This window comes from Patulibacter sp., from assembly GCF_030655195.1.
GTDB lineage: Bacteria > Actinomycetota > Thermoleophilia > Solirubrobacterales > Solirubrobacteraceae > Patulibacter.
The window spans coordinates 1-20,867 of the sequence record NZ_JAURWA010000017.1 but is presented as its reverse complement, the minus strand read 5'-3'; the positions used below and the strand labels follow the sequence as shown (position 1 = coordinate 20,867).

The window sequence follows — 20,867 nt, the reverse complement described above, 5'->3', positions numbered from 1 at the left end:
GCGCCGGACGCCGGACGTCCCGGCCGACCGACGCGCGCCGAGGACTACTTCGACTCGAGCCGGGCGAGCGGGTCGGCGCCGCCCTCCAGCTCGGCCCGCACCGCCGACCACGGCGCGCCGTCGACGCCCAGGGCGTCCTGCAGGTAGGCGGCCGTGACGCGCGCCAGCAGCGCGACGCGACCGGGGTGCTCGTCGGTCGTCTCCGCGACCTCGAACCCGGCGACGCCGCCGAGGGTGTGCTCCGCCCCGACGAGCGTCAGCAGGCTCTTCGGTCCGGGGCTGAGGCGGTAGGGGTCCTCGAACCAGTCCGGCCCGCGGGTCGTCAGGAACGAGTCGTCGTGGTCCCCCGCGACCACGAGCGCCGGGCGCGTCAGGCCGGTGAAGGACGGGTGCATGAAGGGGAAGTGCTCCTTCGCGAACGGGGACAGGTCGTCCCCGCCCGCCCCGCCCGAGGCCAGCAGCACCCCGGCCGAGATCCGCGGGTCGGAGAGGTCCTCCCCGGGCCGGCCGTCCGCGTCCTGCACGCGGACGCCGAGCAGCGCACCGGCGGTCTGCCCGCCGAAGGAGTGGCCCGCGACGGCGACGCGCGACCGGTCGACGCGTCCGGCCAGCCCGGGGACGGCGGCCTCGAGGACGTCGAGCTCGTCGAGCATCCGCCGCAGGTCCGCGATGCGGATCCGCCAGATCTCGGCGTGCCGCGGGTCCTCGTCGGTGAGGCCCAGGCGGCGGGAGTCCAGGTGGGTCGTCTGCAGGACGACGAAGCCGGCCGCGGACCAGGCCTGGACGAGCGGGGCGTACCCGTCGAGCGACCAGCCGTGGCCGTGGGCGAGGAGGACGACGGGGAGGTCCCGGCCGGTGACGGGGGCGGACACGCGGACGGGCAGGTCCTCGCCGCGGTCGGGTGCGGGCAGGACGATCGGGGCGACGGAGACGACGGGGGTGGGGTGCGGCTGGGATGACATGGGGTCTTTCGGACGACCGCGGCGGTGCTGCGGCGGTAGGATCCACCTCGAAGTGGAGAGGCAGTCCGGAAAGCGTACCGGATTGGCTATCCGTTTCATCCGCGCGGCCTTTCGCGCACCCCGAACCCATGCCGCAGCCCGCACCCGGAAACCCGCCCCGTCGCGCCGACGCCGCCCGCAACCGCGAACGGATCCTCGAGACCGCGCGGGCCGCCTTCGCGGACCCGGGGGACGACGTCTCGATGGCCGAGATCGCCCGCCGGGCCGAGGTCGGCATGGCGACGCTCTACCGCAACTTCCCCGGTCGCCAGGAGCTGCTGGAGGCCGTCTACGTCGACGACGTCGACGCGGTGTGCGAGGCCGCGGGCGCGCTGCCGGACGCGCCGCCGGGCGTCGCCCTGCAGGCGTGGCTGCGCCGGTTCTTCGCCTTCTACCGGAGCAAGCGCCACGTCGGCAACGCGCTGCTCGCCCGCCCCGACCCGGACAACGCCGTGGTGCACCAGGGGCGCCCACGGGTCCTCGCGGCGGGCCGCCCGCTGTTCGACGCCGCCCGCCGGGCCGGGGCGGTCCGCGACGGACTCGGGCTCGAGCAGCTCCTGGAGGCCGTCGTGATGATCGCGCGGATCGACGGGGACGAGGCGTACACCGAGCCGATCCTCTCCGCGTTCCTCGACGGCATCGCGCCCGCGCCGACTGGCCAGGCGGCCAGGATCGGCTAGCGTCGTCCCATGAGCCGGCGCGACCAGATCACCATGAGCGAGGACGAGGCCCTCGCGTTCCTCGAGGAGGAGCGCACCGTCGTCTGCGCCACGCACGGGCCCCGTGGCTGGCCGCACCTCATGCCCCTCTGGTACGTCGTCCGCGACGGGCGGATGTGGGCCTGGACCTTCGCCCGCTCGCAGAAGGCGATCAACCTCGAGCGCGATCCCCGCGCGACGCTCCAGGTCGAGGCCGGCGACACCTACGACCAGCTGCGCGGCGTGATGCTCGAGTGCGACGTCGTCCTGCACCGCGACCTCGAGACCCTCGTGCCGCTGGGCACCGAGATCCTGCGGCGCTACACCCCGGGGGTGGCCCAGGACGGACCGCTGCCCGACGAGGTGACCGCGATGGTCGAGGCCCAGGCGACCAAGCGCGTCGCGTTCGAGTTCGTCGAGCGGCGCCGCTCCACGTGGGACCACCGCAAGCTCGCCCAGGGCGTGTACTGAGTCCGGGCCCCGCCCCGAGCGTCTCGGGCCGGGACCGCGAGCGGGTTCGTCACGGCTCGGGGCACCCGGGTGGGGCGTCCCGTTGCGGGTCGCGGCGCGGACGCCCTATAGCCTCCGGCGGCAATGGCGCATCTGAAGGGTCTGATCCTGTCGGGGGGTCGCGGGACGCGGCTTCGTCCGATCACGCACACGTCGGCGAAGCAGCTGGTGCCGGTGGCCAACCAGCCGGTGCTGTTCTACGGGATCCGGTCGATGGTGGAGACCGGGATCACGGAGATCGGGATCATCCTCAACCCCGAGACGGGTGGGGAGATCCGGGAGGTCGCCGGCGACGGGTCGCAGTTCGGCGCCTCGATCACCTACATCGACCAGACGTCGCCGGACGGTCTGGCGCACGCGGTGCTGACGGCCGAGCCGTTCCTGGGCGACAGCTCGTTCGTGATGTACCTGGGCGACAACCTGTTGCAGGGCGGCATCTCGGAGCTGGTGGCGCAGTTCGAGCAGCACGCGCCGGACGCGATGATCCTGCTGCAGCCGGTCGACGACCCGACGTCCTACGGCGTGGCGGAGCTGCACGACGGGCAGGTCACGCGGCTGGTGGAGAAGCCGAAGGAGCCGAAGTCCGATCTGGCGCTCGTCGGGGTGTACCTGTTCACCAAGCGGATCCTCGAGGCGGCCAAGGCGATCGAGCCGTCGCCGCGGGGCGAGCTGGAGATCACCGACGCGATCCAGTGGCAGGTCGATCAGGGCGACCGCGTCGAGCCGCACGTGGTGCACGGGTGGTGGAAGGACACCGGCAAGCTCGCGGACATGCTGGAGGCCAACCGGCTGATCCTCGAGACGATCGACCGCCGGGTCGACGGTGAGGTCGACGAGGCGTCCAACGTCGAGGGCCGCGTGATCATCGAGGCCGGCGCGCGGATCGTCCGGTCGGTCGTGCGCGGACCGGTGGTGATCGGCGAGAACGCGGTCATCACCGACTCCTACGTCGGTCCGTACTCCGCGATCGCCAGGGACGCGGTGGTCGAGCGGTCCGAGGTCGAGCACTCGATCCTGCTGGAGCGCGCGAAGCTGATCGGCCTGGAGGGCCGCATCGAGAGCTCGTTGCTGGGCCGCGACGTGATCGTGCGGCGCGGCGAGCGGACCCCGCGGGCCTACCGCTTCATGGTCGGCGACAACTCCGAGATCGAGATCCTCTAGCCCGACGGGCACTCCTCATGGGCTTCTCCCAGCAGCGCAGCGTCCAGCGACTCGGGCCGAACATGGTGATCCGGCCGAACAAGAACGCGCTGGACCGCACCGACGTCGACGCACCCGACCGGGCCGACCACCGCCGGCGGATCGTCGTCGTCGGTGCCACCGGGATGCTCGGCCACCGCGTCGCCGACGTCGCCCGCGTCCACGGCTGGGACGTCGTCGAGGCCCCGCGTGCGGCCTTCGACCTGACCGACCTGGGCAGCACGACCGCGTGGCTCGAGAAGACCTCGCCCGCCGTCGTCGTCAACTGCGCGGCGTACACGGACGTCGACGGGGCCGAGGAGGACGAGGCGGCAGCAGCGGCCGTCAACGCGGAGGGCGCCGGCAACCTGGCGAAGGTCACCGCGGCGCTCGGGGCCCGCATCGTCCACGTCTCGACCGACTACGTCTTCCGCGGCGACGCGACGGAGCCCTACCGCGAGGACGCGCCGGTCGACCCGCAGGGCGCCTACGGCCGGACGAAGCTCGAGGGCGAGCGACTTGTCGCCGAGCACAACCCCGACCACCTGATCTGCCGGACCAGCTGGCTGTTCGGGGAGGGCGGCGGCAACTTCGTCGACACCATGCTGCGGCTCTCGGCGGACCGCGACGAGCTGTCGGTCGTGGCCGACCAGCAGGGCTGCCCGACCTGGACCGGCCACCTGGCGCCGGCGCTCGTGGCGGTCGCCGCCTCCGAGGCCCGCGGCGTCGCGCACCTCTGCGGCTCGGGGCGGACGACGTGGCACGGGCTGGCGCAGGAGACCTTCGCGCTGGCCGGCGCGGGCACGACGGCGCTCCCGGTCACGACGGCCGAGTTCCCGCGCCCCGCACCCCGCCCGGCGTGGAGCGTCATGACCTCGACGCGCGCCGACGTCCCGGTGCTCCCGGCCTGGCAGGACGGTCTGCGCGGCCACCTGGCCGAGGCCAACCGGCTCGCGCCGGCCTGACCGCGGGGCGGACGCCACGCCACGCCCCGGCCCCGGCCGGGCGTCCGGGTCCGGGTTCGTCCGGCCGGCTCCGTCCGGGCGGGTCAGTCCCGTCGCGTCGGGTGAACGGGTCCTCCGGGCGGGTCAGTCCTCGTCGCGCTGGGCGAACGGGTTCGGCGTCGGGCCACCCGATCCGCCCTGGCCGTCCGCCGGACGCGGCGCGGACGCCCCACCCGCCTGCGGCCGCCCCGGCGGTCCGTCGGCCGTCCGGGACGTCGTCCCCCCGCCCACGGGCCGCACCGGGGCGGCGCCGTAGGGCGACCCCGTCGCGACGTCCGCCCCGGCCTGCGCGGGCGGTGCCGCGTCTCCGGGCGTCCGGCCGGTCCCCGTCGGGTCGTCCGTCGGGGCCTCGGTCCGCGGCGCGTCGTGGGCCGCCCACGACTCGTCGATCCGCGCCGTCGTGCCGTCGGCCTCGGCCTTCGCGCGGACCTCGCGGGGGACGTAGCGCGCTCCGCGCTCCTGCTCCCGGATCTCCGCGACCATCTCGGTCATGCGGGCCGCGGACGCCCGCCAGCCCCGCACGGGGACCTCGTGCTGCAGGTGCCAGCCGAGGAACCGCCGCTGCGCGGGTCGCGACCACAGCTCGATCGTCCACGGCACCGGCAGAAGCAGGCGGACGAGGACGAAGGCCGGCAGCAGCGCCACCAGGACGAGCAGCTCGACCAGGAGCGCGACGAGCACGATGATCGCCGGCAGCGCGAGCACCAGCAAGAACAGCCCGATGATCGCGCTGATCGGGTCGTCGCCCAGGCCGCCACCGTCGAACGGGACGTCGGGGACCTCCCGGACCCGGCGTCGCCACGGCAGCCAGCGCCGGCGGACCCTCCACCGGCGGTCGGACCTGTCGACGACGCTCACGCGGTCGCTCCTCGCTCGGCGGCGGCTCCGGGACGCGTGGACATGCCGCGCATCGTACGGCGTGCGCCGCGACACCCTCCGGCACCGGGCCCCTGCCGTAGGGTTCTCAGCCGTATGAAGCTTCTCGTCTGTGGTGGTGCCGGGTTCATCGGCTCGGCGTTCGTGCATCAGCGCGTCGCGGCCGGTGACGAGATCCGGGTGCTCGACGCGCTGACCTACGCGGGCCGGCGCGAGAACGTCGAGGGCCTCGACGTCGAGCTCCTGGTCGGCCGGATCGAGGACCCCTCCGCCGCCGCCCGCGCGATGCAGGGCGTCGACGCGGTCGTCAACTTCGCCGCCGAGACGCACGTGGACCGGTCGATCATCGACGCGCAGGCGTTCGTGCTGACCAACGCGCTGGGCACCCACACCCTCGTGGAGGAGGCCCGCCGGCGGGAGGTCCGCTACGTCCAGGTCTCCACCGACGAGGTCTACGGCTCGATCACCGAAGGGGCGTTCACCGAGCAGCACCCGCTCGAGCCGTCCTCCCCGTACTCCGCGTCGAAGGCCGGCGCGGACCTCACCGTCCTGGCCGCGCACCACACCTACGGGCAGGACGTCGTCATCGCCCGCGGATCCAACTGCTACGGACCGCGCCAGTTCCCCGAGAAGCTGATCCCGGTGATGACGCTCAACGCCCTGCACGGTGGGCCGCTGCCGGTGTACGGCAAGGGCGACCAGGTCCGTACGTGGCTGCACGTCGACGACTTCGCCTCCGGCATCCACGCCGCGCTCGCGCACGGCGAGGCCGGGCAGGCGTACAACGTCGGTGGGGCGAAGGAGAAGATCAACCTCGACGTCGTCAACTGGATCATCGGCCTGACCGGCGCGTCGACCGACCAGATCCGCCACGTCGAGGACCGCCTGGGCCACGACTTCCGCTACGCGTTGGACTCGTCGAAGCTCGAGGCGCTCGCGGGCTGGAAGCCGCGGATGGACTTCGACGAGGGCGGCCTGGAGTCGACGGTGCACTGGTACCGCGACCACCCGCACTGGTGGAAGCCGCTGGTGGACACCGACGACTACAAGGCCTACTACCGCCGCGTCTACGGCCAGGACCACAGCTTCCTCGAGGGCTGACGCGGGCCCCTGCGGCCGCATCGGCTCCGGCATCCGTCGAGAATCACGACGGCTCCCGCCTCCGCCGATGGACGAGGTAGACAGCACCGGGGTGACCCGAGAGACTGCCGCTCCTTTCAGGCCAGCGGACAGGAGTCCCTCGTGTCACCCAGAACTCGTAGATCCATCGCGGCACCGGCGCTGTCGGCGCTCACCCTGCTGGCCTTCGCAGGGACCGCGGCGGCTGCGCCGACTCCGGTCCTCTACGGCGCGGCCGGCGGCACGGGCAACGGTGGCGGCGGCAACGTCCCGACCCTCTACCGCGTCGATCCGGCGACGGCCCAGACCACGGCGGTCGGCCCGACCGGGTTCTCGCTGACGGGCCTGGCGGTCGACCCGACCACCGGCGTCCTGTACGGAGCGACCGGAGCGAACGACCCCACGGCCCCGAGGTCGATCGTCACGATCGACAAGGCCACCGGGGCCGGGACCCTCGTCGGACCGGAGAACGCCGGTCCGGTGGCGGACATCACCTTCCGTCCCGACGGCCAGCTCGTCGGCTGGAGCGAGGCCAACGACCGGTTCGTCACGATCGACAAGGCGACGGGGGCCGCGACCGAGGTCGGTGCCGGCACCGGCAGCTACGGCGACGGCATGTCGGTCGACCGCGACGGACGGATCTTCATCATGCTCAGGGGCAACGCCACCAACGGAGGCGACCTGCGGACGATCGACCCCGTGACGGGCGCCACGACGGTCGTCGCGCCGCTCTCCGGCGCGTACAACGACGGTGCCGCAGTCCCCGCCGCCGCCTTCGGATGCGACCGCACGACGCTCTACGCGCTCGACGGCCTGAGCGGCTCCGCCGCGCCCGACTACCTCTCGACGGTGGACACCACGACGGGGGCGATGACACCGATCGGGGAGACGCCGGTCCGGATGGACGGCCTGGAGTGGGACTGCCCGACGGAGATCGGCGTGAGCGCCGGGGCGTCGACGATCGGCGAGGCCGCCGGCACGGTCGCGGTCACGATCAACCGCCTCGGCGGCACGAAGGGAGCCACGCGGGTGGACTGGTCGACCGCCGACGGATCGGCCGTCGCCGGGCAGGACTACACCGCGACCTCCGGGACGGTGACCTTCGGCGACAACGAGGTCACGAAGACCGTCACGGTCCCGATCCTGAACGACTCGGCGTTCGAGGGCGACGAGTCGTTCCGGGTGAACCTGTCGAACCCGGCCCCGAACGCCACGGCCACACCGGTGACCCAGACCGTGACGATCACGGACGACGACCCGGCGCCTCCCGCCGTGGTCCCGCCGACCGGGCCGACGGCCCCGACCGCGGTGACCCCGCCGACGGTGAGCGGCGACCCCATTGTCGGGCACCGGCTCACCTGCGTCCCCGGGACGTTCACCGGCACCTCGCCGGCCACGTCGGTTCAGTGGTTCGTCAACGGGGCGCCGGTCGCCGGGGCGACGAACCTCCGCTACACCGTCGCGACGGGCGACATCGGCAAGCCCATCGTCTGCCGCATCACCGCGGCCAACGCCGCGGGGTCGGCGAGCTCGGACAGCGCCGGGCTCGTCGGGCGTCGCGTCGTCGCGCCGCGCCGGGCGTCGCGGATCACCTCCGCCGTGACGCCGGCGCGGGACGCGACGCTTCCCCACCGATTCGTCACCACCGGTCGGATCACGCGCCCGACGGGTGTCTCGCGGGCCACCGGGTGCAGCGGCAAGGTCCGGGTGACCTTCACGGCGGGGCGGTTCACGATCTCCTCGCGCCTCGTGAAGGTGTCGAGCTCGTGCACCTACCGCTCGACCGTCTCGTTCGGGGTCGCGCGCCGGCTCCGGGGGACGTCGTCGCTCGCGGTCCGCGCGCGGTTCAACGGCAACGCGGCGCTGCTCCCGTCCCACGCGAGCACGAAGCGCGTCCGGGTCCGGTAGCCGGACCCGCTGGCGGGGCGCTGCGACGCGCCCCGCCGGCGAGCCCCGGGGACGGGGCCGACGTACGGTGCGCAGGCCCCCCGGGATCAGGAGGAGGGCGTCGGCGCGGCGGTCGTCGACGTCGGCGCCGCGGTGGCGGGCGCGGCGGGCGCGGCCTTCTCGCCCCGCTTGCCCGTCGCGCTGCCGTCGAACTTCCACGACCGGCCCTCCTGCACGAGGGTCAGGGTGTCCAGGCGCTGCTGGTCGTCGCCCAGCTTGAGCCGGGCCTCGACCGTCGCGACGTTGCCGCGGATCGTGACCTTGCGGACGTCCATCTGCGTGGCGTCGGAGTTCTTCAGGGCCGCCGCGGCGTTCCTGGCGCAGTCCCGGCCGCCGAGCGAGGCGACGAGGCGGGCGGAGAGCAGGTTGCGGCAGGCCGTCGCCGCGCCGCTGTCGTCGTTCTGCTCGTCCGCGTAGGCATCGTCGAGCTCGCGGACGACGTTGGCCACCCGGGCGGCCTCGCCGGAGAAGTCCTTGTCCTCGACGCCCCCCTGCTGGGCGCACCCGGAGAGACCGGCGGCGACGACGACACCGGACACGGAGAGCAGGGCCAGGCGCGGGGCGAACACGGGGTCGAACGGTACCGTAGGCCCGGTGGACGCGGCCCTGGCCGAACACCAGCAGCAGGTCAGCGCCTGCCGGGCCTGCCCGCGACTCGTCGCCTGGCGCGAGGAGGTCGCGCAGGTCAAGCGCGCCGCGTACCGCGACGAGGAGTACTGGGGCCGCCCGGTGCCCGCCTTCGGCGATCCCGCCGCCCGCGTGCTGCTCGTCGGCTTGGCCCCCGCCGCGCACGGGGCCAACCGCACGGGCCGCATGTTCACCGGCGACCGGTCGGGCGACTTCCTCTACGCCGCGCTGCACCGCACGGGCTTCGCGAACCAGCCCCACGCCGACCGCCCCGGAGACGGGCTGGAGCTGACGGACTGCTGGATCACCGCAGTCGTCCGCTGTGCACCGCCGCAGAACAAGCCGACCACCGTCGAGCGCGACGCCTGCCTGCCGTGGACCGCGCGAGAGCTCGACCTGCTGCCGAACGTCCGGGTCGTCGTCTGTCTGGGGCAGTTCGGCTGGGACGGCGCGTTGCGGCTGCTCGCGGAGCGGGGCGTGCCGATCCCCCGGCCGCGGCCGAGGTTCGGCCACGGGGCCGAGGTCGATCTGGGCGACGTCCGCCTGCTGGGCACGTTCCACCCGAGCCAGCAGAACACCTTCACCGGCCGTCTGACGCCGCCCATGCTCGACGCGGTGCTGACGCGGGCGGCGGAGCTGGCGCGGGACTGACCGCGGCCGCCGCGGTCCCGCCGGCGAGGCGACGCAGGGCTGCCCGGGGCTCAGCCCGTGGTGCCGAGGATGCGGTCGACGAGATCGACCCAGCCGGTCTGCAGCCGGTCCTCGGACATCTCGCGCGTCTCGCGCAGGTGCTGCTGCAGGGCGACGTCGAGGTAGCCCAGCAGCGATTCCGTCAGGAGCTCGACGTCCCCGTCGACGCCGGCCTCGCGCAGCAGCCCGGCGAGGTGCAGGACCGGCACGGCCCGCGCGGGGTGCACGTAGCGCCGCGACGCGCACGACTCGGCGGCGAGCAGCACGTCCTGGTGCTCGGCGGCGAAGCGCATCCGCTGCTCGCCGAAGGCCACGAGCCGCTCGCGCGGCGGAGCACCCGGGCCCAGCGGGGGAGGCCCGAACATGAAGGCCTCCTGGTTCTCGCGCTCGGCGAGGTCCAGCAACGCGACCATCAGGCCGACGCGGTCGCCGAAGCGGCGGAAGACCGTGCCCTTGCCGACCTGTGCGGCGGCGGCGACGGCCTCCATCGTGACCTGGCCCGCACCGACGTCGGCGACGAGCTCGCGGGCGGCCTCGAGCAGCCGGCGACGGTTGCGGGCGGCGTCGGCGCGCTCGCCCTCGACGCCCGAGGCCATCGGGAGCGATCCGGAGCCGACGACCGTCAGCGGGGTGGGCGGGGAAGGGGCCACGACATCCACTCTAGCGGACCGGGGCAAAGTGGACCGCGGTCCGAATTCGTGCTACAACTCAGGAACCGGACCGCGGTCCACACGACCGGTCCACCCGACCACCACCCTTCCTCCCGGAGTCTCCATGTCCACCGTCCGCATCCTCGCCCTCGTCGGCAGCCTCCGCTCGGGCTCGCACAACCGCCAGCTCGCCGAGGCCGCCGTCAAGCTCGCCCCCGAGGGCGTCGAGATCGAGATCTTCGAGGGTCTCGCCGACATCCCGTTCTACAACGAGGACATCGACAACCCGACCGACGTCCCGGCCTCCGCCGTCAAGTTCCGCGAGGCCGCCGGCGCCGTCGACGCCTTCCTGCTCTTCTCGCCGGAGTACAACGGCACGACCCCGGGCGTCCTGAAGAACGCCATCGACTGGGCGTCCCGCCCGATGGGCTCCGGCGTGTTCGTCGGCAAGCCGCTCGCCGTCGTCGGCACCGCCTACGGCCAGTTCGGCGGCGTGTGGGCGCAGGACGAGACCCGCAAGGCCTCCGGCATCGCCGGCGCCTCCGTCCTCGAGGACGTCAAGCTCTCCGTCCCCGAGTCCGTCATCCGCTTCGCGGAGCGTCACCCGAGCGACGACTCCGAGATCGTCGAGAAGCTCACCGTCGTCGTGCAGCAGGTCGCCGACGCGACGAAGCAGCCCGTCGAGGCCTGAGCGGACCCCGGGCCCGCGGGCCCGGACCGAGCGTGATGCGGGGCGGCCGGACGGCCGCCCCGTTGTCGTTCAGCGGCAGTCGGGGACCTCGCTGCGTTCGTCGTCAGGCCGCCGGGGCGGCGGTGAACGCGGTCGACGGCGTGCGGCAGACGAGGTCGTCGAAGCCGGCGACCCGGTCGCGCGACTGCACCGCGATGCGTCCGCGGGCCACCCCGTCGGCTCCGATCCGGCCGGAGATGGTCGCGACGAAGCGCACGCGGCTGCGGCCCTCGGGCACGCGCCTGCGGATGATGGAGACCTCGCGGTGGCGGAAGCTGCCGTCGGCCCGGATCCGGAACCGCTCGATGACGTTGACCAGGTCCGCCGCGCTGCGCTTCGTGCCGCTCCGGCAGGTCTGGTGGGCGAACCAGAACCCGTGCACGGTCCCGTCCCTCCGGCCGGTCAGGGCGATCGCACCGGGGACGCGGGGGGCGATCCGCGACTCGACGAGGCCGACGCGCGGGGCCAGCGGATCCGTGGCGAGTGCCCCGGGAGCCGCCAGCGCGGCCCTCGAGCGCAGCGTGACCGTCTCGCGCATGGAGCACGGGCGCGACCGGCCGTTCAGCGTCACCCGGCCCCGCGCCCGGACCGTGCCGATGAGCTTGCCCGGTGCCGCGGGGGTGAGCTCGAGCGTCACCCGCGAGCGGGCGCGGCCGTACGTGCCGTTCGTCGTCAGGGTGCGGCGGGCACGGACCTCGATGGCCAGCAGGTCGCCCGTGCCGCCGGGCCGCGCCACGACCGTGCCGCGCATCGTGCCGTTGGCGACGCACCGGAGGCTGCGCACGGACACCGCGATGCGGGCCCGCGTGCCGCCCGTGACGATCGATACGAGGGCGCCGCGGGCGGCGAAGTCCCCGCCGGGACCACCGCGCTGCGCTGCAGTCGTCCCACCCGTCCACGTGTTCGCGGACGCGAAGTCCGCGGACGCGTTCGCCGGCACGGTCGCGGGCAGCACGAGCAGGGGGAGGCACGCGGCAGCTCGGGCGAGCCGTCGACGACGTGGGTGATCGGTAGGTGACAAGGGGTTCCTGACGGACGGGACGGTGGACGGCGGTGCGGCATCCTCGCACGGCGCCCGGCGACCGTCGGACGGCCGTGGGTGGCGCAGCGGGGCCTGTAGCGGGACGCCAGGACCGGCTCCCGTCCCGCGGGCCGGCGACGGACCCCGGGCGAGCCCGGGTGACGGGCGCCCCGCGCGGGTAGCGTTGCGGACGTGCGCGACGGGGACGAGGGGGACCGGGAGGCCGACCCGCAGACGCGCGACGAGCGACCTGCACCCCGCCCGCGGCCCGGGGCCGGCGTCCCCGCGCCGCTGACGATCGACGTCGGCGCCCGGGCCGTCCCGCGGTTGCTCGCCGGCGGCCTGGTCGCGGTGCCGCTCGGCCTGGTCGTCGGCGGTCTGCTGGTCCGGCAGGCGGGCGACCCGTCGGCGGAGAACGGCCCGGGCGTCCTCGTCATCGGGTTCGTGATCGCGGCGCTCATCGTCCTCTTCGGCCTGTTCTGCCTCTGGGGCGCGCACCGCGGCACGGGGGTCCGGCTCGTCCTGGACGAGGAGGGGTTCCGGCGCGAGGGGCCGACCAGGTCCTGGTCGCTGCGGTGGTCCGACCTCGAGCGCGTCGGGCTGTCGATCACGGTGTGGTCGCCACCGCGGGCCGTCACGGCCTACGGCCGCGGGCAGCGGACGGGCCGGATCGTGCTGGCCCCGCGCGATCCCGACGACCCGCGGGTGGCGGCGGTGCTCGGCCTCCTGCGCGTCGGCGACGAGCCCGACCCGTGGACCCACCGGGTGTCGCTGGGGACGAACCGGGAGTGGATCGCGTCGGCGGACGAGGCGCTCGGCCGCCTGGCCGGCGAGCGCTACGCGGGCGTGCACGAGCGCGAGACGTTCCGCCGGAGGTACTCGTGAGGCCGGGCCTGCGGGTCGCGGATCTCCGGCGGGGTGTCGCGGAACGGGGCCGACACCGCACCGGGACTCCGTGCCCACAACCGAACACCCGTTCGCTCGCGTAGTCTCGGATCCTCGTGGCGCTCGACGTCTTCACCCCTGCCGTCGCCGACTGGTTCACCCGGGCGTTCGACGGCCCCACCAAGGTCCAGACCCAGGCCTGGCCGCTGATCGCCGCGGGCGAGCACGTGCTGATCTCGGCCCCGACGGGCTCGGGCAAGACGCTCGCCGCGTTCCTCTACGGCCTCGACCGCCTGTCCGCCGACCCGCTGCCCGACAAGCAGAAGCGCGTCCGGCTGCTCTACGTCTCGCCGCTGAAGGCGCTGTCGCACGACGTCGACCGCAACCTGCGCGCGCCGCTGGCGGGCATCGCGGCCGCGACCGGGCAGACGTCGCTGATGGGCGACGACCGGTCCCGCGACGGGGCGCTGCGCGCCGAGAAGGGCCGCGACCGCGACGCGATCAAGGTCGCCCTGCGCACGGGCGACACCCCGCAGCGCGAGCGTGCGGCCATGCGCCGGCGCCCGCCGGACGTCCTGATCACGACGCCCGAGTCGCTGTTCCTCATGCTCACCTCTGGTGCGCGCGAGATGTTGACGGGCGTCGAGTCGGTGATCATCGACGAGATCCACGCGGTCGCCGGGACCAAGCGCGGCTCGCACATGGCGCTGTCGCTCGAGCGGCTCTCCGCGCTGCGGGTCCCCGGCCAGCCCGGTGCCTGGTCCGGCGACGACATGCAGCGGATCGGGCTCTCCGCCACGCAGAACCCGTTGGAGGAGATCGGCCGCTTCCTCGTCGGGCCCAAGCGCACGTGCAAGATCGTCGAGACCGGCGAGAAGAAGAAGATGGACCTGCGCATCCAGGTCCCCGTCGAATCGATGGCCGAGCTCGACCTGACCCCGGCGGGCGCGCCGCGCCGCGTCGAGACGGACGGCATCGACGACAACACCGCGGCCGCGGCGGGCGGTGGCGAGGAGCCCGTCTTCGCGCCGGGGGCCGGGACGGTGGCCGCCGCCGGGGTCGACGCGGACCCGCTCGAGCCCGGGGGCGGCGCCCCGAGCGACGGCCGCGCCGGCCCGGGCGGGGTCTCCGACGACGACCTGGACCTCGATCCGGCGGGCGCCGCCGGGGACGGGTTCGGCGACGACCTGGACCCGGGCGGCGACGGTCTCGACGACGACCTTGAACCGGGCGGCGACGACGCCGCCGCGGTGTCCGCCGGTGGTTCCGACGACGACCCGGACGGGCTCGGCGACGAGCCGGATCCCGGGGCCGGCGGGGTCCAGCTCGCCGACGATCCCCTGGAGCCCGGCGGCGACCCCACGCACGGGGCCACCCGCAACTCGATCTGGCCCGCGATGTACCCCGAGATCCTCGATCTCGTGCAGTCGCACCGGTCGACGATCGTCTTCGTCAACTCGCGCCGGTCGGCGGAGCGCCTCGCCCTGCGGCTCAACGAGCTGGCCGAGCAGCGTCTCGCGCAGGCCGCGCTCGAGGCCGGGCTCGGCGACCCGAACGCGAATCCGGACGCTCGGTGGGACGAGGACCCCGACGAGGTCAAGAAGCGCCGCGACAGCGACCTGCGGCGGCTCATCGCCGAGCGCGACGGCGTCGTGCCGGGCGGGGAGGACGACGACGAGGACGACCCCGAGGACGCCGCCCGGGAGCGCGAGCTGCGCGCCCGCGCCGAGGCCACCGCGGCGGCCGGCACGTGGGCGGCGTCGCGCTCCCACGACCCCGACGAGGAGCTCACGCTGCCCGGGCCCGAGCGCCACGCCGGCATCCAGCCGCCGCTGCCGCGCAAGGCCCCGCCGACGGTGCTCCCCGGGTCCGTCGCGGCCGAGGGCGCCCGGCCCGTGTCGGCACCGGGCGAGGAGGAGCTGCTGCGCAGCGAGGCGGTCGCGGCCGGGTTGGCCGCGGGCCTCGCACCTGCGGGCGCCGTCACGCGCCCGGCGGCCGGAACGACGGGCGACGCCGACTCCGCGGGCGGCATCGTCGGCAGCCAGCACCAGGTCGTCGGCGTCGGCCGCCCGCACGGCGACCACTACGGCCCGCAGACCGGTGGGGTGGCGCAGACCGCCCCGACCGGCCCGTCGGCCGTCGAGGTCGCCCGCGCGCACCACGGCTCGCTGTCGCGCGAGGAGCGCGAGGTCGTCGAGGAGCTGCTGAAGGCCGGCAAGCTGCCGTGCCTCGTCGCCACCAGCTCGCTCGAGCTGGGCATCGACATGGGCGCGGTCGACCTCGTCCTGCAGATCGAGTCGCCGAAGTCCGTCGCCGCGGGCCTGCAGCGCATCGGCCGGGCGGGCCACGGGGTCGGCGAGACCGCGAAGGGCCGGATCTTCCCCAAGTTCCGTGCCGACCTGCTCGAGTGCGCCGTCGTCGTGCGGCGGATGCGGGAGGGCCTGATCGAGCCGACGGTCGTCCCGAAGAACCCGCTCGATGTGCTGGCCCAGCAGATCGTCGCGATCGCGGCCTCCGTCGACGCCGACACCGAGTCGACCGACGACGACGCGGAGCCCGCGATCGCGGTCGACGACGTCTACGCGCTGGTGACCCGCACGCACTCGTACGCCGAGCTGCCGCGCGAGCTGTTCGAGCGCACGCTCGACATGCTGGACGGGCGCTACCCGTCGCAGGACTTCGCCGAGCTGCGGCCGCGCGTGGTCTGGGACCGCGTCGGCCAGACGATCCGCCCGCGCAAGGGCGCCGGGCGCCTGGCGATCGCCAACGCTGGCACGATCCCCGACCGTGGCCTCTACCGCGTCGTCCTGCCCGACGGCCGGCGCGTCGGCGAGCTCGACGAGGAGATGGTCTACGAGGCCCGCGCCGGCCAGACGTTCCTGCTCGGCGCGTCGACCTGGCGGATCGAGGAGATCGGCCGCGACAAGGTCGTCGTCACGCCCGCGCCGGGTGCCCCGGGCGCGGTGCCGTTCTGGCGCGGCGACCAGCGCGGGCGGCCCAAGGCGCTGGGCGAGGCGATCGGCGCGTTCTCCCGCTGGGCGGTCGGGGAGGACGAGGCGACGCTCGTCCGCGACTACGACCTCGACCCGCTCGCGGCGCGCAACCTCCTCGACTTCCTGACGGAGCAGCAGGACGCCACGGGCGTCATCCCGTCGGACCAGACGCTCGTCATCGAGCGCTTCAAGGACGAGATCGGCGACTGGCGCGTCTGCCTGCTCTCGCCGTACGGCGGCCGGGTCCACGCGGCGTGGGGCCTGGCCGCGTCCCGGCGGATCCGCGACGAGATGGGCCTCGAGGCCGACGCGATCTGGTCCGACGACGGGATCATCATCCACCTGCCCGACATCGACGACGCGGGAGGGGCGGGCGTCTCCTTCGGTGACGACCCGTTCGACGACGGCGGACCGACGCCGGCCACGCCCGACGCCGGGGCGGGCGACGGTCCGCAGCTGCCCGACGACGGCGGCCGCGGCATGGGCGCCGGCTGGGACCGCGTGCTCGAGCTGCTCGTCCCGGAGCCGGAGGAGGTCGAGGACCTGATCGTCTCCGAGCTCGGCACCTCCGCCCTCTTCGGCGCCCGCTTCCGCGAGAACGCCGGCCGCGCGCTGCTGATCCCGAAGGCGCGGCCCGGCAAGCGCACCCCGCTGTGGCAGCAGCGGCTCAAGGCGCAGTCGCTGCTCGAGGTCGCCCAGACGTTCCCGGACTTCCCGGTCATCCTCGAGACCTACCGCGAGTGCCTGCGCGACGTCCTCGACGTCCCCGGCCTCGTCGACCTGTTGACGAAGCTCCAGAACCGCGAGATCACGATCGTCGAGGTCGAGACCGGCACGGCGTCCCCGATGGCCAGCTCGCTGCTCTTCGACTACATCGCGACCTACATGTACGAGGGGGACGCGCCGAACGCCGAGCGGCGTGCCGCGGCCCTCTCGCTGGACCGCGACCTGCTGCGCGAGCTGCTCGGCCAGGACGAGCTGCGCGACCTGCTCGACGAGGGGGCGCTCGCCCAGCTCGAGGCCGACCTGCAGCACCGCTCGCCGAAGACGCGCGCGCGCAACGCCGACGCGCTGGCCGAGGTGCTCCGCCGCGTCGGCGACCTGACCGAGGCCGAGATCCTCGAGCGCGTCGCCGTCGGACCGCTGTCGTCGGCCGACGAGCGGCCGGTCGCCGGGCCCGACGACGACGGCCCGCCCGTGGCCACGTCCGACGCCGGGGGCTCCGTCGTCGCGGGCGTGGGCACCGAGGACGAGCGTCGAGCCGTCGCCTCGGACTGGCTCGCGGACCTCGAGCGGCAGCGTCGTGCGATCCGGATGCGCATCGGCGGCGAGCAGCGCTGGATCGCCGCCGACGACGCCGGGCTCTTCCGCGACGCGCTGGGTGCGGTACCCCCGGGCGGGCTGCCCGAGGTCTTCCTGCAGGACGTGCGCGATCCCTACCGGCGGCTCGTCATCCGGTACGCCGCGACGCACGGGCCGTTCGTCGACCGCGAGCTGCACGCCCGCTACGGCGTCGACCCGTCCTCCGTCCTGCGGGAGCTGCTCGGCGAGGACGAGCTGGTCCGGGGCGAGATGCGTCCGGGAGGCACCGAGACGGAGCACTGCGACCCCGAGGTCCTGCGGCGCCTGCGGCGGATGTCGCTGGCCGTCCTGCGGCAGGAGATCGAGCCGGTCGACCCCCGTGCGCTGGTGTCGTTCACGCAGACCTGGCAGGGCGTCGATCGCTTCCGGCCCGCCGGTGCGGGGCCCGACCGCCTGCGCGAGGTCCTCGTCCCGCTCCAGGGGCTGGCGCTGCCGGTCGAGCTGTGGGAGCACGAGGTCCTGCCGCGGCGCCTGGGCGCCTACTCGCCGGCCTGGCTCGACGGGCTGTGCGCGTCGGGCGAGGTCGTCTGGGTCGGCGCCGGGGCGCTCGGGCGCGGCGGTGGCAAGGTGGCGTTCTACTTCCGCGACGACAGCGCCGTGATCGGACCGCCGACGGGGCGCTCGGTGCGCGACGGGAGCGTGTCGCTGCCCGCCCCCGGTGCGGCGGCGGGCGCGGTCCCGCGCGGGCCGGCGGGCCAGGCCGGAGGAGCGGCGGGACCGAGCGGCGGCGCGTCCGGGCCCCAGGGGCCGGTGCACGCGGCGCTCAGGGAGCTCCTCGCCTCGCGGTCGATGTTCTTCTCCGACGTCCTCGGGGCGCTGCCCGAGCACACCGCGCACCTGCGCGACGCGCTCTGGGACCTGATCTGGGCCGGCGAGGTCACCTGCGACGTGTTCGCCCCGCTGCGCGCCGGCCGGGCCGGGATGAAGGCGCAGAAGCCGCAGCCGGCCATGCCGCGGGGGATGTCCTCGGCGCGCGGGGGGCGGCGGCGGTTCGGGCCGCGCGCGACGGGCGCGCAGGCCACGGCCACGCAGGGCCGCTTCTCGCTGACCGCCCCGCTGTTCGTCGACGCCGGCGGGGCCGCGATCGACCCCGGCCTGCGCCGGCGGACCCTCGCCGAGCTGCTCCTCGAGCGTCACGGGATCGTCACCCGCGAGCACGTCAAGGCCGAGGGCATCGCCGGCGGCTTCTCCACGCTCTACGACAGCTTCGGGGCGCTCGAGACGCTCGGCGTCTGCCGGCGCGGCTACTTCGTCGAGGGCCTCGGCGGCGCGCAGTTCGCGCTGCCCGGCGCGGTCGAGCGGCTGCGCGGCCAGTCCGTGCCGCAGGTCCACGGGCCCGACGGCGAGGTCAGCGCGCTGGACCACCTCGGCCGGCCGCTCCCGGCGACGACGCTCGACGCCACCGACCCCGCGCAGCCCTACGGCACCCTGATGCCGTGGCCCGAGCTGCCGGCCCCGCGCACGGACCGGGGGGACACGGCCGATCTGGAGCGCGACGTCGCCGGCGGCTACGGGCGGACCGCGCACCTGCAGCGTCCGTCGACCGCGACCGATCCCCGGCCGCAGCGCGCGCAGGGGGCCCGCGTCGTCCTCGTCGGCCCGGACCCGGTCCTCTTCGTCGACCGCTCCGGCAAGGCGCTCCAGGTCCTGGTCGCCTACGACGACCCGCGCCTGCCGATCGCCTTCGCCGCCCTGGTCGAGGCGGTCCAGACGGGCAAGGCGGGATCGCTGCCGCGCAAGGGCCTGCAACTCGAGCGGATCGACGGTCTCGAGGTCATCGGCCACCCGTTGGAGCCGCTGCTCGTCCCGGCGGGCTTCCGCTCCGCGCCGACGAAGTACCTGGCGCGGGCGTGAGTGGTGGGACGGGGCGGAGCCTGACGGGAGCGACGGTGCGGGCCACGCCTGACGGGAGCGGTGGTGCGAACTGGGGCCCGGGCGGGGGCCGAAGGGCGGAGTCCGTAACCCGGGTCCCGGCCCGTCCGACCCCGGGCTCGTGATGAGTGACCATGGTACGGTGACCATGGTCATGAGCGAGACGTCCTACACCGCCACGCGCCTGAAGGCCGAGCTCCTCGGGGTCCTCGACCGCGTCCAGTCGTCCGGTGAGCCCGTGGTGGTGACGAAGCACGGGCGCCCCGTGGCGCGCCTGGTCCCGATCCTCGACGAGGCTCCACTGGCCGGGTCGGTGCGGTTCCTCGTGGACGACGAGGCGCTCGCGGGCCCGATCGACGTGTCGTGGGACGCCGAGACGACGTGATCGTCCTCGACACGCACGTCTGGCTCTGGTGGGCGGCGGACCGCGCGCGCCTGTCCGGGCCGGCGGCGGACGCGATCGCCTCGGCGGATGCGGTGGGCATCCCCGCGATCAGCGCGTGGGAGGTCGCGATGCTCGCCGATCGCGGGCGCATCGAGCTCGATCGCTCTCCCTCGGCATGGGTCCGTCGCGCCCTGTCCGCGGACGCCCGGACCGTCGAGCTGCCGCTGACGAGCACGATCGCCGTCGGGGCCGCGGGCCTCGGGGCCGAGGGCATGCACTGGGACCCGGCGGACCGGTTCATCCTCGCCACCGCCGTGGACCACCGGGCGCTCCTCGTGACGCGCGACACGGCGATCCGGACCTTCGCGCCGGACGCCACCGTCTGGTGATGGCCGACCCGCGGGGGCCGACCGGCCCCGACCCCGTGACGGTCGCCCGCCGGGGCCTCGATGCCGGCGGCGGCGGGGGTGCCGGCGGCGGCCCTTCGACCGTCCTCGTCCTGGGCGGGACGGCTGACGCCCGGGAGCTGGCGGGACTGCTCGACGCCCGCCCGGACCTGCGGCCGATCACCTCGCTCGCCGGGCGGGTCGCCGACCCGGCCGCGCTGCCCGGCGAGGTCCGCGTCGGCGGGTTCGGCGGCCCGGCGGAGCTGGCGTCGTGGATCACGTCCGAGGGCGTCCGGGCGGTGGTCGATGCGACGCACCCCTTCGCGGCGCGCATCTCCGCCAACGCCGCCGTGGCGACGTCCGCGGCCGGCGTGCCGCTGGTCGCCCTGCGTCGGCCGGGCTGGGCCGCAGGCCCTGGTGACGACTGGCACGACGCCGTCGACCTGGCCGACGCGGCGTCGCGGGTCGCGGGTCTCGGCCGGCGGGTGCTGCTGGCGATCGGCCGGCAGGAGGTCGGGGCCTTCGCCGCGGTCGACGACGCCTGGTTCCTCGTCCGCGCGATCGAGGCCCCCGACGGCCCGCTGCCGCCGCACCACGAGCTGCTCCTCGACCGCGGCCCGTACGCCCTCGAGGGCGAGCGGGACCTGCTCGCCGAGCACGGGATCGACCTCGTGGTGACGAAGGACTCCGGCGGCGACGCGACGCGCGCCAAGCTCGACGCCGCCCGCGAGCGCGGCATCCCGGTCCTGGTCGTCCGTCGGCCGGCCGCTCCGGGGGGACCCGGGACCGTGGTCGTCGACACGGCGGCCGCGGCGGCCGAGGCGGTGGCCCAGATCCTGGCGGGCTGACCGCGGGGCGGGGCCGCGGGAGCGGGCCGGGCTGCCGCGTTGGTCTGGTGACCGTCCGCGGTCCGGCCCGGCCCGCCCGGCCCG

18 protein-coding genes are annotated in these 20,867 nt (G+C 75.0%); 13 read left to right on the top strand and 5 right to left on the bottom strand.

Going from position 1 to position 20,867, the window contains the following annotated elements:
* Positions 1-44: 44 nt before the first annotated feature.
* Entirely contained in the window at positions 45-962 is a 918-nt protein-coding gene (locus tag Q7T67_RS01810) for a hypothetical protein (RefSeq protein ID WP_304785619.1), read from the bottom strand.
* A 128-nt stretch (positions 963-1,090) separates the two neighbouring features.
* Between Q7T67_RS01810 and Q7T67_RS01805 the strand changes: the two genes are divergently transcribed.
* The 4 genes from Q7T67_RS01805 to rfbD all read left to right on the top strand — a co-directional run bounded on the left by Q7T67_RS01805 (position 1,091) and on the right by rfbD (position 4,353).
* Entirely contained in the window at positions 1,091-1,681 is a 591-nt protein-coding gene (locus Q7T67_RS01805; protein ID WP_304785618.1) for a TetR/AcrR family transcriptional regulator, read from the top strand.
* A 9-nt stretch (positions 1,682-1,690) separates the two neighbouring features.
* A complete protein-coding gene (locus Q7T67_RS01800) occupies positions 1,691-2,170 on the top strand; it encodes a pyridoxamine 5'-phosphate oxidase family protein (RefSeq protein WP_304785617.1) in 480 nt (159 codons plus the stop codon).
* A 123-nt stretch (positions 2,171-2,293) separates the two neighbouring features.
* A complete protein-coding gene (locus Q7T67_RS01795; RefSeq protein ID WP_304785616.1) occupies positions 2,294-3,370 on the top strand; it encodes a glucose-1-phosphate thymidylyltransferase in 1,077 nt (358 codons plus the stop codon).
* A gap of 17 nt (positions 3,371-3,387) precedes the next feature.
* Entirely contained in the window at positions 3,388-4,353 is a 966-nt protein-coding gene (gene rfbD / locus Q7T67_RS01790) for a dTDP-4-dehydrorhamnose reductase (RefSeq protein WP_304785615.1), read from the top strand.
* Positions 4,354-4,476: 123 nt separating this feature from the next.
* On the opposite strand, the gene Q7T67_RS01785 is transcribed toward rfbD, so the two are convergent.
* Entirely contained in the window at positions 4,477-5,250 is a 774-nt protein-coding gene (locus tag Q7T67_RS01785) for a hypothetical protein (RefSeq protein ID WP_304785614.1), read from the bottom strand.
* 114 nt (positions 5,251-5,364) lie between these two features.
* Here Q7T67_RS01785 and rfbB point away from each other — a divergent pair, with 114 nt between their 5' ends.
* Both rfbB and Q7T67_RS01775 read left to right on the top strand, forming a co-directional pair.
* Positions 5,365-6,369, top strand: coding sequence for a dTDP-glucose 4,6-dehydratase (gene rfbB / locus Q7T67_RS01780; protein ID WP_304785613.1), 1,005 nt, complete (start codon positions 5,365-5,367; stop codon positions 6,367-6,369).
* A 141-nt stretch (positions 6,370-6,510) separates the two neighbouring features.
* Positions 6,511-8,295, top strand: a complete 1,785-nt coding sequence (locus Q7T67_RS01775; protein ID WP_304785612.1) for a Calx-beta domain-containing protein — start codon at positions 6,511-6,513, stop codon at positions 8,293-8,295.
* Between the two features lie 86 nt (positions 8,296-8,381).
* Here Q7T67_RS01775 and Q7T67_RS01770 read toward each other — a convergent pair whose 3' ends face one another.
* Positions 8,382-8,903, bottom strand: coding sequence for a hypothetical protein (locus Q7T67_RS01770; RefSeq protein WP_304785611.1), 522 nt, complete (start codon positions 8,901-8,903; stop codon positions 8,382-8,384).
* Between the two features lie 25 nt (positions 8,904-8,928).
* Between Q7T67_RS01770 and Q7T67_RS01765 the strand changes: the two genes are divergently transcribed.
* Entirely contained in the window at positions 8,929-9,612 is a 684-nt protein-coding gene (locus tag Q7T67_RS01765) for a uracil-DNA glycosylase (RefSeq protein WP_304785610.1), read from the top strand.
* Between the two features lie 50 nt (positions 9,613-9,662).
* Here the strand turns inward: Q7T67_RS01765 and Q7T67_RS01760 are convergent, their stop codons facing one another.
* Positions 9,663-10,301 (bottom strand): TetR/AcrR family transcriptional regulator, encoded by a 639-nt coding sequence (locus Q7T67_RS01760; protein WP_304785609.1) that lies wholly within the window; start codon positions 10,299-10,301, stop codon positions 9,663-9,665.
* A 124-nt stretch (positions 10,302-10,425) separates the two neighbouring features.
* Between Q7T67_RS01760 and Q7T67_RS01755 the strand changes: the two genes are divergently transcribed.
* Positions 10,426-10,992: an NAD(P)H-dependent oxidoreductase gene (locus Q7T67_RS01755; RefSeq protein ID WP_304785608.1), complete on the top strand. Its 567-nt coding sequence runs from the start codon at positions 10,426-10,428 to the stop codon at positions 10,990-10,992.
* A gap of 103 nt (positions 10,993-11,095) precedes the next feature.
* On the opposite strand, the gene Q7T67_RS01750 is transcribed toward Q7T67_RS01755, so the two are convergent.
* Positions 11,096-11,815: a hypothetical protein gene (locus Q7T67_RS01750; RefSeq protein WP_304785607.1), complete on the bottom strand. Its 720-nt coding sequence runs from the start codon at positions 11,813-11,815 to the stop codon at positions 11,096-11,098.
* A 429-nt stretch (positions 11,816-12,244) separates the two neighbouring features.
* Here Q7T67_RS01750 and Q7T67_RS01745 point away from each other — a divergent pair, with 429 nt between their 5' ends.
* The 5 genes from Q7T67_RS01745 (at position 12,245) to Q7T67_RS01725 (ending at position 20,783) form a co-directional block, all read left to right on the top strand.
* On the top strand, positions 12,245-12,937 hold the full coding sequence (locus tag Q7T67_RS01745; protein ID WP_304785606.1) for a hypothetical protein: 693 nt from the start codon (positions 12,245-12,247) through the stop codon (positions 12,935-12,937).
* A gap of 116 nt (positions 12,938-13,053) precedes the next feature.
* The gene (locus tag Q7T67_RS01740) at positions 13,054-19,146 is read left to right on the top strand and encodes a DEAD/DEAH box helicase (RefSeq protein WP_304785605.1); all 6,093 of its coding nucleotides are present in this window, start codon (positions 13,054-13,056) and stop codon (positions 19,144-19,146) included.
* A 172-nt stretch (positions 19,147-19,318) separates the two neighbouring features.
* Positions 19,319-19,549 carry a type II toxin-antitoxin system Phd/YefM family antitoxin gene (locus Q7T67_RS01735; protein WP_304785604.1) on the top strand — a complete coding sequence of 77 codons (231 nt, stop codon included), beginning with the start codon at positions 19,319-19,321 and terminating at the stop codon, positions 19,547-19,549.
* Positions 19,528-19,938 carry a type II toxin-antitoxin system VapC family toxin gene (locus Q7T67_RS01730; protein ID WP_304785603.1) on the top strand — a complete coding sequence of 137 codons (411 nt, stop codon included), beginning with the start codon at positions 19,528-19,530 and terminating at the stop codon, positions 19,936-19,938. Before Q7T67_RS01735 ends, Q7T67_RS01730 begins: the two co-directional genes overlap by 22 nt.
* Positions 19,938-20,783 carry a cobalt-precorrin-6A reductase gene (locus tag Q7T67_RS01725; RefSeq protein WP_304785602.1) on the top strand — a complete coding sequence of 282 codons (846 nt, stop codon included), beginning with the start codon at positions 19,938-19,940 and terminating at the stop codon, positions 20,781-20,783. Before Q7T67_RS01730 ends, Q7T67_RS01725 begins: the two co-directional genes overlap by 1 nt.
* The last annotated feature ends 84 nt before the right edge of the window (positions 20,784-20,867 follow it).

Excerpts from the sequence above, each read along its gene's own strand:
- Q7T67_RS01800 (WP_304785617.1), top strand. The coding sequence starts at position 1,691 with ATGAGCCGGCGCGACCAGATCACCATGAGCGAGGACGAGGCCCTCGCG.
- Q7T67_RS01725 (WP_304785602.1), top strand. The coding sequence starts at position 19,938 with ATGGCCGACCCGCGGGGGCCGACCGGCCCCGACCCCGTGACGGTCGCC.
- Q7T67_RS01805 (WP_304785618.1), top strand. The coding sequence starts at position 1,091 with ATGCCGCAGCCCGCACCCGGAAACCCGCCCCGTCGCGCCGACGCCGCC.
- Q7T67_RS01795 (WP_304785616.1), top strand. The coding sequence starts at position 2,294 with ATGGCGCATCTGAAGGGTCTGATCCTGTCGGGGGGTCGCGGGACGCGG.
- Q7T67_RS01735 (WP_304785604.1), top strand. The coding sequence starts at position 19,319 with ATGAGCGAGACGTCCTACACCGCCACGCGCCTGAAGGCCGAGCTCCTC.
- Q7T67_RS01755 (WP_304785608.1), top strand. The coding sequence starts at position 10,426 with ATGTCCACCGTCCGCATCCTCGCCCTCGTCGGCAGCCTCCGCTCGGGC.
- rfbB (WP_304785613.1), top strand. The coding sequence starts at position 5,365 with ATGAAGCTTCTCGTCTGTGGTGGTGCCGGGTTCATCGGCTCGGCGTTC.
- rfbD (WP_304785615.1), top strand. The coding sequence starts at position 3,388 with ATGGGCTTCTCCCAGCAGCGCAGCGTCCAGCGACTCGGGCCGAACATG.
- Q7T67_RS01810 (WP_304785619.1), bottom strand. The coding sequence starts at position 962 with ATGTCATCCCAGCCGCACCCCACCCCCGTCGTCTCCGTCGCCCCGATC.